The organism is Streptomyces sp. NBC_00353 (genome assembly GCF_036108815.1).
In the GTDB taxonomy this organism is placed as follows: Bacteria; Actinomycetota; Actinomycetes; order Streptomycetales; family Streptomycetaceae; genus Streptomyces.
In genome coordinates this window covers 2340629-2353025 of record NZ_CP107985.1, presented here as the reverse complement: position 1 = coordinate 2353025, position 12397 = coordinate 2340629, and the positions used below count along the sequence as shown (strand labels likewise).

At 71.4% G+C, this 12397-nt stretch carries 13 protein-coding genes; 10 read left to right on the top strand and 3 right to left on the bottom strand.

The genetic code is table 11. The annotated features are described in order from the left end of the window. Positions 1-34 precede the first annotated feature (34 nt). Both OHA88_RS11020 and OHA88_RS11015 read left to right on the top strand, forming a co-directional pair. Positions 35-901: a phospholipid scramblase-related protein gene (locus tag OHA88_RS11020; protein WP_328625338.1), complete on the top strand. Its 867-nt coding sequence runs from the start codon at positions 35-37 to the stop codon at positions 899-901. A 137-nt stretch (positions 902-1038) separates the two neighbouring features. Continuing rightward, the gene (locus OHA88_RS11015) at positions 1039-1683 is read left to right on the top strand and encodes a GNAT family N-acetyltransferase (protein WP_328625337.1); all 645 of its coding nucleotides are present in this window, start codon (positions 1039-1041) and stop codon (positions 1681-1683) included. 58 nt (positions 1684-1741) lie between these two features. Here the strand turns inward: OHA88_RS11015 and pcaB are convergent, their stop codons facing one another. Then, positions 1742-3136, bottom strand: a complete 1395-nt coding sequence (pcaB, locus tag OHA88_RS11010; RefSeq protein ID WP_328625336.1) for a 3-carboxy-cis,cis-muconate cycloisomerase — start codon at positions 3134-3136, stop codon at positions 1742-1744. Next, positions 3136-3261, bottom strand: a complete 126-nt coding sequence (locus OHA88_RS11005) for a hypothetical protein (protein ID WP_443044210.1) — start codon at positions 3259-3261, stop codon at positions 3136-3138. The genes pcaB and OHA88_RS11005 overlap by 1 nt, the downstream gene beginning before the upstream one ends. 36 nt (positions 3262-3297) lie before the next feature. Between OHA88_RS11005 and OHA88_RS11000 the strand changes: the two genes are divergently transcribed. Both OHA88_RS11000 and OHA88_RS10995 read left to right on the top strand, forming a co-directional pair. Then, positions 3298-5109 (top strand): FUSC family protein, encoded by a 1812-nt coding sequence (locus OHA88_RS11000; protein ID WP_328625335.1) that lies wholly within the window; start codon positions 3298-3300, stop codon positions 5107-5109. Beyond that, on the top strand, positions 5106-5612 hold the full coding sequence (locus OHA88_RS10995; protein ID WP_266999790.1) for a MarR family winged helix-turn-helix transcriptional regulator: 507 nt from the start codon (positions 5106-5108) through the stop codon (positions 5610-5612). The genes OHA88_RS11000 and OHA88_RS10995 overlap by 4 nt, the downstream gene beginning before the upstream one ends. A 42-nt stretch (positions 5613-5654) precedes the next feature. Here the strand turns inward: OHA88_RS10995 and OHA88_RS10990 are convergent, their stop codons facing one another. After that, entirely contained in the window at positions 5655-5894 is a 240-nt protein-coding gene (locus OHA88_RS10990) for a hypothetical protein (protein WP_328625334.1), read from the bottom strand. A gap of 307 nt (positions 5895-6201) precedes the next feature. On the opposite strand from OHA88_RS10990, the gene OHA88_RS10985 reads away from it, so the two are divergent. From OHA88_RS10985 to OHA88_RS10960, 6 genes are all read left to right on the top strand, one after another. Further along, positions 6202-7800, top strand: coding sequence for a sensor histidine kinase (locus OHA88_RS10985; protein ID WP_328625333.1), 1599 nt, complete (start codon positions 6202-6204; stop codon positions 7798-7800). Then, positions 7797-8204 carry a roadblock/LC7 domain-containing protein gene (locus OHA88_RS10980; protein WP_030929977.1) on the top strand — a complete coding sequence of 136 codons (408 nt, stop codon included), beginning with the start codon at positions 7797-7799 and terminating at the stop codon, positions 8202-8204. The genes OHA88_RS10985 and OHA88_RS10980 overlap by 4 nt, the downstream gene beginning before the upstream one ends. Further along, the gene (locus OHA88_RS10975) at positions 8201-8572 is read left to right on the top strand and encodes a DUF742 domain-containing protein (protein WP_328625332.1); all 372 of its coding nucleotides are present in this window, start codon (positions 8201-8203) and stop codon (positions 8570-8572) included. Before OHA88_RS10980 ends, OHA88_RS10975 begins: the two co-directional genes overlap by 4 nt. Further along, positions 8553-9167, top strand: coding sequence for a GTP-binding protein (locus tag OHA88_RS10970; protein WP_093779424.1), 615 nt, complete (start codon positions 8553-8555; stop codon positions 9165-9167). Before OHA88_RS10975 ends, OHA88_RS10970 begins: the two co-directional genes overlap by 20 nt. 109 nt (positions 9168-9276) lie before the next feature. Next, positions 9277-10875: a cytochrome P450 gene (locus tag OHA88_RS10965; RefSeq protein ID WP_328625331.1), complete on the top strand. Its 1599-nt coding sequence runs from the start codon at positions 9277-9279 to the stop codon at positions 10873-10875. A 155-nt stretch (positions 10876-11030) separates the two neighbouring features. Beyond that, complete coding sequence (locus OHA88_RS10960) at positions 11031-12377, top strand: 6-phospho-beta-glucosidase (RefSeq protein WP_328625330.1); 1347 nt, start codon at positions 11031-11033, stop codon at positions 12375-12377. The last annotated feature ends 20 nt before the right edge of the window (positions 12378-12397 follow it).

The following is a 12397-nucleotide window of genomic DNA, read 5'->3' as shown; positions in this document are numbered from 1 at the left end:
TTCCGCTGTCGGAGCGGCGGGATAGTGTGCCCCGGTGACAACGCACTCGAACGTATCTGCGGGCTGGTACCCGGACCCTCATGGCGCGCCCCAGCTGCTGCGCTACTGGGACGGCTCCCAGTGGACCGAGCACACCAACCCGGCCGGCGGACAGCAGCCCCAGGCGCCGGTCCAGGGGCAGGTGCCCCAGCAGCAGGCCGCCCCCCAGCACCAGCAGGCCGCCGCTCAGCCGCAGGCAGCGCCCCAGCAGTTCGCCCCTCAGCAGATGGCGCAGCCTCAGCAGGGTGGCGTCCCCGGCGGCGCCTCGCTCTTCAACCAGCAGGTCCTGGTCGTGAACCAGAAGGCCAAGCTGATCGAGGTGACGAACGAGTACAGCGTCTTCGACCAGCACGGCAACACGATCGGCTCGGTCATCCAGGTCGGCCAGAGCGTGCTGCGCAAGGTGCTGCGGTTCGTCTCCAGCATCGACCAGTACCTCACCCACAAGCTCGAGATCCGTGACGCGTACGGTCAGCCGCAGCTGCTCCTGACCCGCCCGGCGAAGTTCATCAAGTCCCGGGTCGTCGTGCAGCGCCCGGACGGCAGCCCGGTCGGCGAGATCGTCCAGCAGAACGCCATCGGCAAGATCAACTTCGCCATCATGGTCGACGGTCAGAAGATCGGTGCCATCAAGGCGGAGAACTGGCGCGCCTGGAACTTCGCGATCGTCGACCACAACGACGCGGAGATCGCCCGGATCACCAAGACCTGGGAAGGCCTCGCGAAGACGCTCTTCACGACGGCGGACAACTACGTGCTGCAGATCCACTACCAGCTGCCCGAGCCGCTGCTGAGCCTCGTCGTGGCGACGGCACTGACCGTGGACACCGCCCTCAAGCAGGACGCCCGCGGCCTCGGCTGACCAGCCCCTTCCGCACGGCACACACCGCCCGCGCATCCGTACACACGTGTACGGGGGCGCGGGCGGAGGCTTGTCGCCGGGAAGGCCGAACGGCCGCTGCCCGGGACGGGCGCCCCCCCGGTGGGACGATGACAGGCATGCCCTACCTGGTGCCGCCCCACATCCCTTCCGGCCGTCTCGCGGACGGTGCGCAGCCCGCCCTGCAGGTCGCCGGCGACCTGCTCCTGCGACCGTGGGAGTGCACCGACGCACCCGCCGTCCTCGCCGCCTTCTCGGACCCGGCGATCCAACGCTGGCACCTGCGGCGGGCCGACTCCCAGGACGAGGCCCGCGACTGGATCGAACAGTGGCAGGACGCCTGGCACGCCGAGACCGGTGTCCACTGGGCGGTCGTCCGCCCGAAGGACGGTGCGCCGGACGGAGCCGAGGAACTGCTCGGACGGATCTCGCTCCGCTCGCTGATGCTGAGCATCGGCCAGGCCGAATGCGCCTACTGGACCCTGCCCGCCGCCCGGGGGCAGGGCGTCGCCCCCAGATCCGTGGCCGCCGTGGCGGGATGGGCCTTCGACGAGGTCGGCTTCGAGCGTCTGGAGCTCGCCCACTCGGTCATGAACGAGGCGTCCTGCCGCGTCGCGACCAAGTCGGGCTTCGCGCTGGAGGGCACCCGGCGGCGGGGTCATCTGCACGCCGACGGCTGGCACGACATGCACATCCATGCCCGGATCCGGGACGACGGGGCGAGCGTGCCCGCCGGTCGGGGTGCCCGTCCCGAAGGACTCTAGGGATGGCAGCGTCCTGCCCGTGCCGAATGCCACGGTGGCAGACGGTCGGGCGGAGGAGTCATCGGCGTTCCAGTGCCCGGTCGGTGAGGAGGCCCGCGGACCCGGTGTACCGGGCGGGGTCGGTCAGTTCCGCCAGATCGAGGCCGGCGAGCTCGGGTTCCTCGCGGAGGACGTCGAAGAGCACATCGGAGAGGTCGGCGGTCTCGGAGCGGGCCCGGTCCGCCGCGCCTGAAAGCACCTCCCTGGCTCGCGCCCGGCCGATCCGGCCGGCGAACACGGCAGCCAGTCGCTCCGAGACGATCAGACCGTCGGTGAGCTGAAGGTTCTCCCGCATGGCGTACGGGACGACCCGCAGTCCGGCCGCGAGTGCGGCGCCGTCGCGCGCGGCGCCGCCGACGAGCCGCAGCAGATCGCGCAGCGGCTCCCACTCGGCGTGCCACGCCCCGGCGGGCCGCTCGTCCTCGGCGGTCAGCGAGCCGTACAGGGTGGCCGCCAGGCCCGGGGCGCGGCGGGCGGCCGCCGCGATCAGCGTGGCGTGCACCGGATTCGCCTTGTGCGGCAAGGCCGACGAACCGCCCCACTCTTCCTCCTCGACCTCGCCGATCTCGGTGCGGGAGAGCGTGAGCACATCGGCGGCCATCTTGCCGAGAGCGCCCGCGGTGAAGGCGAGCGCACCGGCGAGATCGGCGATCGGGGTACGCAGGGTGTGCCAGGGCAACACCGGTTCCGCCAGCCCGAGTTCGCGCGCGTAGGCGGCGACCAGAGCAAGCAGGTCGGCCTCTCCCTGCCCGTCGGCGTCCTCCTGCCCCTCGGTGTCCTCCGGTGCGACGGAGGGGGCGGAGAAGGCGGAGAAGGCCGCCAACGTGCCTGCTGCGCCACCCAGTTGGGCGGGCAGCGACGCCCGTACCGTAGTCAGCCGGTCCCGGGCGTCGAGGATCAGCGCACGCCACCCCGCAGCCTTCAGCCCGAACGTCGTCGGCACGGCGTGCTGGGTGAGCGTGCGCCCCGCCATCTGCGTGTCGCGGTGGGTGGTCGCGTGCCGTGCCACCTCGCCCGCCGCCCGCTCCAGGTCGTCCAGCACCGTTGCCAGCGTCCGTGAGGCGACCAGCATCGCGGCGGTGTCGAGGATGTCCTGGCTGGTCGCACCCCGGTGCACATACGGCCGGGCGTCCTCGGGAACAGCCGCCGTGAGGTCCGCGACCAGGGGGATGACGGGGTTGCCGCCGGAGCGGGCCCGCAGCGCCAGGTCGCGTACGTCGAAGCGGTCGGCGTCCGCGGTCTCCGTCACCGCGCGCCCCGCGTCGGCGGGGGCGAGTCCGCAGGTGGACTGGGCGCGGGTGAGCGCGGCCTCGGCGTCGAGCATCGCCTGAAGGAAGGCGCTGTCGCCGGTGGTGGCCTCGGCGGGGGAGCCGGCCCGCCCGGGGGCGAGCAGGCCGGCATCGCTCTCGTACATCAGCTGAACTCCATGAGGACCGTTTCGCCGGCGCCGTGCAGTCGGATGTCGAACCGGCGGGTGCGCCGGTCCATGGGCGTCGCGATCAGTGTGGCCCGGCGCTCCGTACCCGGCGAGTCGAGCAATTGTTTTACGAGTGTAATACCTGCTAAAGTATTTGGGTGAGCGATTCATCCATTCGTACCCGGCAGCCCTCCGTCCGCAGACTCCCCCTGGTCGGCCCGTTGCGCCTGACCCGCCCCTCGGACATGTGGTTCAAGCCGGCGCTGAGCGTGGTCGTCGCTTCCGCCGTACCGAATCTGGCGCTCTTCGCCTTCGGCCGGCTCGACCTCGTGATGTACACGATGGCCGGCTCGCTCTGCGCGCTGTACGGCCACAGCCTCCCGTACGCCCGCCGCGCCGGTACCGTCGCCGGAGTCGTCGTCGGCATGCTCGTCGGCATGGCGATATCGCTGGTCACGGCCTCACTCACCGACTCGACCGCCGTGCTGATCGCCGTCGGCGCGCTTCTCGCGGCCGGGCAGAAGGTGCTCTGCGACGCCACCCGCATCGGGCCGCCCGGACCGGTGATCTTCACCTTCGTCACCTCGGCCGCACTCTTCGCCCCGCAGCACCTCGGCCAGGTGCCCGGACACCTGGCGCTGACAGCGGCCGCGGGCGCGGTCTCCTGGCTGGTCAGCGTCGGGCCCGCGCTGCTGCGGCGGGAGGGTCCTGAGCGGCGCGCGACCGCCCGAGCCCTGGCCGCTGCCGCCGCGTACGCGGACGACCCCGGTCACCGCACCCGGCACGCCGCGGCCGCCGCCGTCCACACGGCCTGGCAGACACTGCTCGCCGCCGGGCGACCCACCCCCGTACGCCGGGAGCTGGAGCGGCTCGTCGTCCACGCCGAAGCCGCGCTCGCCCGGGGAGCCCTGGGTGCGCACCCCGGTGTCCACGCGCGTCGGGTCGGCGGCGGCCACGCCCGTACGGCGGACCTCGACAGCGAGCTCGCCCCTACGGCCGTTGGCACCCGCACCGGCGACCACGACCGCGAAGCCGGCGTCGCCGGCCCCGACCGGCTCCGCGCCTGGGCCCGGCAGACCCGGGCCCGCGGCCCCGTTCCCACCCCGCCGCCCGCCCCCGGCACCGCCGAGGAGCTCTTCGGGATCGACGCCGAGCGGGCCGCGCGCCGGACCGCAGGCCGACGCGACGCCCGCCGGGCGGTGCTGCGCGCACTCGCCCCCGGCTCCCCGCTGCTGCCCATCGCCGCCCGCACCCTCATCGGCTGCGCCCTCGCCGGATATGTCTCGATGGCCGTCGGCGTCGGCCGCCCCTACTGGGCGATCGTCACCGCCGCCTCCCTCTACCAGGCCAATGTCACGCTCTCCTGGAACCGCGCCCTGCAGCGCACCCTCGGCAACCTCCTCGGTGTGCTCGTCTTCGCCGCGGTCCTCCCCGTCTCCCGGACGAGCTCACTCGCACTCATCGGCTGCTGCCTCTTCTTCAACTTCGCCGCAGAGGCCCTGATCACCCGTAACTACTGGCTCGGCTCCATAGCCGTGACCCCGATGGCCCTCCTCGTGCTGGAGTTCGGCGGCACGCACCCGGCCGGAGAGCTCATCGGCGACCGTGTCCTGGACACCGTCATCGGCGCCGTCGTCGGAATCCTCGCCGCCATGGCCGTCACCAACCGACGGGCCACCGGACGCCTGGAACGGGCCCTCGCCGCCACCGTCCGGGCCCGGGCCCACGCCGTACAGACGATCGCCGCCCCGGCGCCGGCGCCCGTCGCCCTCGATGCAGCCCGCCGCAGGCTCACCGGATCGCTCGTCGAACTGCGCGAGGCCGGCGACACGGCAGCCGGCGAATGGTGGCAGCGCGCCCTGCCCGAGGAGCACATTCTCGCGGCTGAGCAGGCCGGACACCGTACGCTCGCGGCGACAGCAACACGGCAGGGGCTGATCGCCCCCGCCCCGGAGAACGGAGCGGTGTGACCGACGACATCGTCGCCTCGGTGGTACGGCAGTGGCACGCCGTCAACCCGGAGCTGGACACCGGACCGATGGAACTCATCGGCCGCATCAACCGCTGCGCCGCCCTGCTCCAGCAGGCGGAGGATGCCCCGCTGCGCGCCGCCGGACTCTCCCGCGCCGAATTCGACCTGCTGGGCGCCGTACGGCGTACCGACCGCGAACTCACGCCCGGCGAGCTGGCCAGGGAGACGTTCTCCTCCGGTGCGGCCGTCACCAAGCGCCTCCGGATCCTCCAGGAGCGCGGCCTGGTCGACCGCCGCAGCGACGAGCGCGACCGGCGCGTCACACACGTCCGTCTGACCGAGGAGGGGCGCGCCCTGGTCGACCAGTTGCTGCCCCGGCAGCTGGCGTACGAACGCGCCGTGCTCTCCGGTCTCGACGAGCGGACCCGCGGCGAACTCAGTGCGCAGCTCAGCGAATTGCTGGTCCAGCTGGAGGGACGCATCGGCGGGGCCCGGCGCTGACCCACGCACCGGACCCCGCTGCGCCCGGGCGGGCGACGGCCGTCAGACGGCCCGCTCCGGCCGTCGGCCGACCCACGGATGCGCGGCCAGGATCAGCACGCAATCGGGGGTGGCGGCTCTGACCGCCGTGCAGCCCCCGTCCACGACGAGTTCGGTGACGGTCACGATGCGGGACTCGTCGGAGGCCAGGTAGAGCACGCCGTACGCGATCGCGTGTGCCTGCGTACCTCGGAGTGGGACGGAATGGCCCATTCGGCGATCGATGCGGTCTGCCAACTCCACTACCGCCGTACCCCTCTCCGAAAGTAAGTCCTGACAATGTCCCGCACAGCGGTACGTGAGTCGTCACATCGCTCGCGTTAGGGCGCTTCGTCACTCCTCGCACACGGCTGAAGTCGGTGCGTGCAAAAACTCGTGAGTGTATTACCGCCGGAACGCTCACGCAGGGGGTTGGGCGAATATGCCGAAGCACTGTTTCTATCTGGCTAAGCTCACGCGCAGTGAAGTCGAGTTGATATGAATTCGAGCACTTGTTCCTGCGCGCCCTGGATGCGCGCATACCTCCCGAATCAACCGTCAGAGGTCTTAGATGGTTCGAGTTGAATCACCGCCGATCGACAGAGAAATTCCCGTCGCTCGCGCCGCGTTGCTCCCCGTGCTCCTGATGGCCGGTGCGACTGCCGCCGCCGCGGCACTGGTCTCCGAGCCCGCGCGGACAGTAGTTGTCTGGTGCGGAGCCGCCGCCACCGTCGTGGTCGCCTCACTCGGCGTCGTGCTCGCCCGCCGCGGGCGCGCGATGCGCAGGCAGCGCGCCGAGTACGAACGCCGCCTCGCCGTCCTTGAACATCGCCTCGCCACCCATGACGAAGAGGCCGTTCGGATCAGCAAGGAGCTGCTGCCGGCCGCGATCCACCGGCTCCGGGTGGGCAACTCGCCCGACGAGGTACTGCGCGACGTCGTCGATTCCGACGAGACGTACCGCGATCTTCCCGATGCCCAACGCGCCCTCGTCCGCACGGTGCTGGACATCATCGACAACGAAGAGGCGATGCGTGACTCCGGACAGCGCGCCTTCGTCAACGTCGCCCGGCGCGTCCAGGCGATCGTCCACCGCCAGGCCTCCGAGCTGCGGGAGATGGAGGAGCACCACGGTCGCAACCCCGACGTCTTCGACGACCTGCTGCGCATCGACCACGGCACCGCGCTGATCGGCCGCCTCGCCGACTCCATCGCGGTGCTCGGCGGTGCCCGCCCCAGCCGTCAATGGCCCAAGCCCGTACCGCTGTTCAGTGTGCTGCGTGGCGCCATGTCCCGGATCCTCGAGTACCCGCGTGTCGATCTGCACTCGATCGCCAAGGTCGCCATCATCGGCACCGCGGTCGAGCCGCTCATCCACGCCTGCGCCGAGCTCCTCGACAACGCCACCCGCTACTCGCCGCCGCAGACCCGGGTGCACGTCACCGCGGTCGAGGTGCAGTCCGGCATCGCCATCGAGATCGAGGACGGCGGCGTCAGCCTCAGCGAGGAGGCCCGCGAACGGGCGGAGAACATGCTCGCCAGGGCGCAGGCCGGATCCAATATGAACGACCTCGGCGAGTCCCCGCGGCTCGGCATGGCCGTCGTCGGCCGGCTCTCCCGGATGTACGACCTCCAGGTCTCACTGCGGCAGTCCGCGTACGGCGGGGTCCGCGCCGTCCTCGTCGTGCCCCGCGCCATGATCACCACCGGCCCCGCACCCGGTATCGCCCACGGCATCGGCGCCACGTCGAGGCCCACCAGCGACATCGACCTCTCGAACATGAAGCACGTCGTTCCGCCGCGCAGCAAGCGCCGCCAGCCTCTCCCCGTGGAATCCCGCCCGGCCACCGGACCGGTCGCCTCCGACTCCCGGCCGGCCGCCCCCGCGTCCGCGTCCGCCATGGGGGACGACGCCCCCGTGGTGACCGAGTGGACCTCCGGCGGCCTCCCGCAGCGCCGCAGCCGCGGCCGCGCACCGCTCGGCTCGCACAATCTCCCCGCGCAGTCGACCGCCCCCGCCGCAGGGCAGCGCAACGGTAGCGACAGCGCCAAGGAGCCGCCGCCCGGACTCTGGCTGGAGGCATTCACCAACGCCGTCAACGGCGTGCCGCAGGAGCCGAAGACCGGCGAAGACTCTGACGATGTGTGGGACAAGGGAGATCTGAAGTGATCCAGCAGCGGGGCAATATGGACTGGATGCTCAAGGAACTGGCCGACGACGTTCCGGACATTCATCAGATCGTGGTGCTCTCCGCGGACGGCCTGCGCATCGCCCGGCACGGCGGTGACCCCGATGTCGCCGACCGGCTGGCGGCTGCCTGCGCCGGACTGCAGAGCCTGGCCGCCGCCGTCGCCTCCGAAATCCCGTACAGCGACGGGATGATGCGGCTCGTCGTCATCGAAGTCACCGGCGGTTTCTTCTACTTGATGGCCGCCGGGACCGGTGCCTACCTCGCGGTCCTCGCCGGAGAGACGGTGGACGCGGGACTCGTCGGAGCACGGATGCGCGACATGGTCGTCAGGATCGGCGCCCACCTCACGAGCCCGCCGCGTCATGACGGGCAGGCCGGATGAGTTCTCCCCGACGAGAACGCCGAAAGGCCGAACCGGCACTGAGCGATCCGGAACGGCTGTACGTGCTCACCGGCGATCCCGACGGCAGCGAGCGGGCGGCGCTCGACCTGGTCACGATGATCGTCGCGAAGGTGGAACCGGCGCCGACGGTCCAGCCCGAACAGGCCGTGATCCTGCGGCTCTGCCAGGCACCGTTATCCGTCGCCGAGATCTCGGCCTACCTCAGCCTGCCGTTCAGCGTGGTGACTTCGCTCCTCACCGATCTCCTCACGACCGAACTGATCGAATCGCGCGCGCCCATCGTCCGCGCCACACTCCCGGACAGGTCCCTTCTCGAAGCGGTGATGCATGGACTTCAGAAACTCTGACACGATCACCGGCCCCAGGACCGAGGACATCCTGCCCACCACGGCCACAGCGGCTGTGAAGGTGGTGATAGTCGGTGGGTTCGGGGTCGGCAAGACGACCATGGTCGGTTCCGTCAGCGAGATCCGGCCGCTGACCACCGAAGAGACCATGACCCAGGCCGGCGTCGGCGTGGACGACAACGTCGGGGTGGAGAGCAAGACCGCCACGACCGTCGCCATGGACTTCGGCCGGATCAGCATCAGCGACGAGCTGATCCTCTACCTCTTCGGCACCCCGGGCCAGGAACGCTTCTGGTTCCTGTGGAACGGACTCTTCGAGGGCGCGCTCGGAGCCGTCGTGCTCATCGACACCCGGCGCCTCGAAGTCAGCTTCGACGTGATCGGGCGTCTGGAGGAGCGCGGCGTGCCGTTCGTCGTCGCCGTCAACACCTTCCCGGACGCCCCGAAGCACCCGGTCGAGGCATTGCGCAGCGCCCTGGACCTGCCGGACGAGGTTCCGATGATCGACTGCGACGCGAGACTGCGCGCGTCCAGCCGCGATGTGCTGATGACCCTGATGCGCTATCTGCACAGCCTGGCCGTCCCACTCGGCTGACCCCACCGGGCTGTGCCCGCCCCACGCGCACTCCGCTGGACACCCTGGCACCCGCTCGATCCCTCGCCCGTACACATCCGATCTCGGCAGCCTCATCCCTGGAGCGATCGTGACAACCCCTTTCCAATACGAGCCCGGCGCGGCCGCGGGGCCGGTTCCACCGCCCGAGTGCCCGGCCCACGGCCTCGGTATCGGACCCGGCGGGCTGCGCCGGTTCTACGGCCCCGAGGCAGAGCGGGACCCCGCAGGGCTGTACGACAAGCTGCGGGCCGAACACGGCACGGTGGCACCGATCCTGCTGCACGGGGACGTACCCGCCTGGCTGGTGCTCGGGCACAGCGAGAACCTGCACCTGACCCGCACCCCCTCGCAGTTCTCCCGCGACTCCCGGCGCTGGCGGGCCCTGCAGGACGGCAGTGTCGCCCCGGACCACCCGCTGGCCCCGATCTTCACCTGGCAGCCGGTGTGCGTGTTCGCCGACGGCGACACCCATGAACGGCTGCGCGGCGCGGTCACCGACAGCATGGCGCGCATCGACCACCGCGGCGTGCGCCGTCACATCAACCGCTTCAGTAACCGCCTCGTCAACGACTTCTGCCAGGAAGGCCGCGTCGACCTGGTCAGCCAGTTCGCCGAGCAGCTGCCGATGATGGTGATGTGCGCGATCCTCGGCATGCCCGAGGAGTACAACGACCGCATGGTGCAGGCCGCCCGCGACATGACCCGGGGCACGGCGACCGCTGTCGCGAGCAACGCCTATGTCGTTGCCGCGCTGAGCCGGCTGGTCCAACGGCGCCGGACCGAACCCGCCGCCGACTTCGCCACCTGGCTCGTCGAGCATCCCGCGGGAATGACCGACACCGAGGTCACCGAGCATCTGCGGCTGATCCTCATCGCCGCCTACGAGGCGACCGCCAACCTGATCGCCAACGTGCTCCGCATGGTGCTCACCGACCCGCGTTTCCGGGCCAGACTCAGCGGTGGCCACATGACGGTGCCGGAGGCGGTCGAGCAGACGCTGTGGGACGAGCCGCCGTTCACCGCGGTGTTCGGCCGCTGGGCGGTCGGCGACACGGAGCTCGGTGGCCAGCGGATCAGGGAGGGCGACGCGCTGATCGTCGGCATCGCACCCGCCAACACGGACCCGGTGGTACGGCCCGATCTCACCGCCAACATGGAGGGCAACCGCGCCCACCTCGCGTTCAGCGGCGGCCCGCACGAATGCCCCGGCCAGGACATCGGGCGAGCGATCGCGGACGTCGGTGTCGACGCCCTGCTGATGCGCCTGCCGGACCTCGAACTGGCCGTCGACGAGAGCCAGCTGCAGTGGATCGGGAACATCATGTCCCGGCATCTCGTGGAACTGCCCGCGGACTTCGCTGCCCGCCCGCCGCAGGACGACAGCGAACCGCCGTCGACGGGCCGGCGCAACCCGGCGCGCGAGAACTGGGAAGTGCAGTCGCCGGTCCGGCACACGCCGCCCGCGTCGGTGCGCACTCCGGCGCCCTCGCCCGTTCCGGCCGGTGCCGAAGCGCAGGCCGCCTCCGGCGGGGCCGCTGACGTGCAGAGGGGCGGGGTGCAGACCGAGACGGCGCCCGAGAACACGGCCGCGGGGCAGTCGGCAGCCGGCCGGATCCCGCGCCGGCGCAAGCCGGCCGCACCGTCGAGGCTGTGGCACGCGGTGACGCGCTGGTGGAGCGGCTACTGACCTGGCTGCCCGCGCACCGACCGGCACGGTCGGCACGAGCGCAGTTACGGGCCGGTGGTCCCGGACCTCGGAGTCCGGGACCACCGGCCCGCGCGCTTGCCGCGGTGACGGCGGCGGGCACGGTGCGGAGCTTCGGGCCCGTACCATGCGGAAGCGTGAAGCTGACAATTCTGGGCGGCGGCGGATTCCGGGTCCCCCTGGTGTACGGGGCGCTGCTCGCCGACCACGCCGAAGGCCGCGTCACCGCCGTCACCCTCTACGACACCGACGCCGACCGGCTCACCGCCGTCGCCCGTGTCCTCGCCGATCAGGCCGAGGGGGTGCCGGACGCACCCACCGTTCTCGCCACCACCGAGCTCGACGAGGCACTGCGGGGCGCCGACTTCGTCTTCTCCGCCATCCGTGTCGGCGGCCTCGAAGGCCGTGCCGCCGACGAACGGGTCGCCCTCGACGAAGGCGTGCTCGGTCAGGAGACAGTCGGCGCGGGCGGCATCGCGTACGGGCTGCGCACCGTCCCCGTCGCGGACGCTCTCGCCCGCCGCATCGCCCGGCTCGCCCCGCACGCCTGGGTCATCAACTTCACCAACCCGGCAGGTCTGGTCACCGAAGCCATGTCCCGCCACCTCGGCGACCGGGTCATCGGCATCTGCGACTCGCCGGTGGGCCTCGGCCGCCGTATCGCCCGGACCCTGGGCGCGGACCCCGACCGCGCCTGGATCGACTACGTCGGCCTCAACCACCTGGGCTGGGTCCGCGGGCTGCACATCGACGGCCGCGACGAACTGCCGCGCCTGCTCGCCGACCCGGAGTTGCTGGGCTCGTTCGAGGAGGGCAAGCTCTTCGGCACCGACTGGCTGCGTTCACTCGGTGCGATCCCCAACGAGTACCTGCACTACTACTACTTCAACCGGGAAGCCGTCCGCGCCTACCAGGACGCCGAGCAGACCCGCGGCGCCTTCCTCCGCGACCAGCAGGAGGGCTTCTACGCCCGGATGAAGGACCCGGCCACCGCCGCCCTGCCGACCTGGGACCGCACCCGCGCCGAACGCGAGGCCACCTACATGTCGGAGAACAGGGAGGTCGCCGGGGCCGGCGAGCGGGACGAGAGCGATCTGGAGTCCGGCGGGTACGAACAGGTCGCCCTGGCCCTCATGCGGGCCGTCGCGCGTAACGAGCGGACCTCCCTCATCCTCAACGTCCGCAACCGCACCACGCTGTCCGTGCTCGACGTGGACGCCGTCATCGAGGTGCCCTGCCTCGTCGACGCCAACGGCGCCCACCCCGTGACCGTCGACCCCCTTCCGTATCACGCCGTCGGCCTGGTCACGGCGGTCAAAGCCGTCGAGCGCGCGGTCCTCGACGCGGCGGCAACCGGCTCACGCGCCACCGCCGTACAGGCCTTCGCACTGCACCCCCTCGTCGACTCGGTCTCGGTCGCCCGCCGACTCGTCGACGGATATACGAAGGCTCATCCCGGACTCGCCTATCTGAACCGGGCCTGACCGGGACACGGCTGCTCACC

What these genes read in the sequence shown, in the direction of transcription:
- OHA88_RS10970 (WP_093779424.1), top strand. Translation starts at nt 8,553, where the DNA reads ATGGACTTCAGAAACTCTGACACGATCACCGGCCCCAGGACCGAGGAC.
- OHA88_RS10985 (WP_328625333.1), top strand. Translation starts at nt 6,202, where the DNA reads ATGGTTCGAGTTGAATCACCGCCGATCGACAGAGAAATTCCCGTCGCT.
- OHA88_RS10975 (WP_328625332.1), top strand. Translation starts at nt 8,201, where the DNA reads ATGAGTTCTCCCCGACGAGAACGCCGAAAGGCCGAACCGGCACTGAGC.
- pcaB (WP_328625336.1), bottom strand. Translation starts at nt 3,136, where the DNA reads ATGTACGAGAGCGATGCCGGCCTGCTCGCCCCCGGGCGGGCCGGCTCC.
- OHA88_RS11015 (WP_328625337.1), top strand. Translation starts at nt 1,039, where the DNA reads ATGCCCTACCTGGTGCCGCCCCACATCCCTTCCGGCCGTCTCGCGGAC.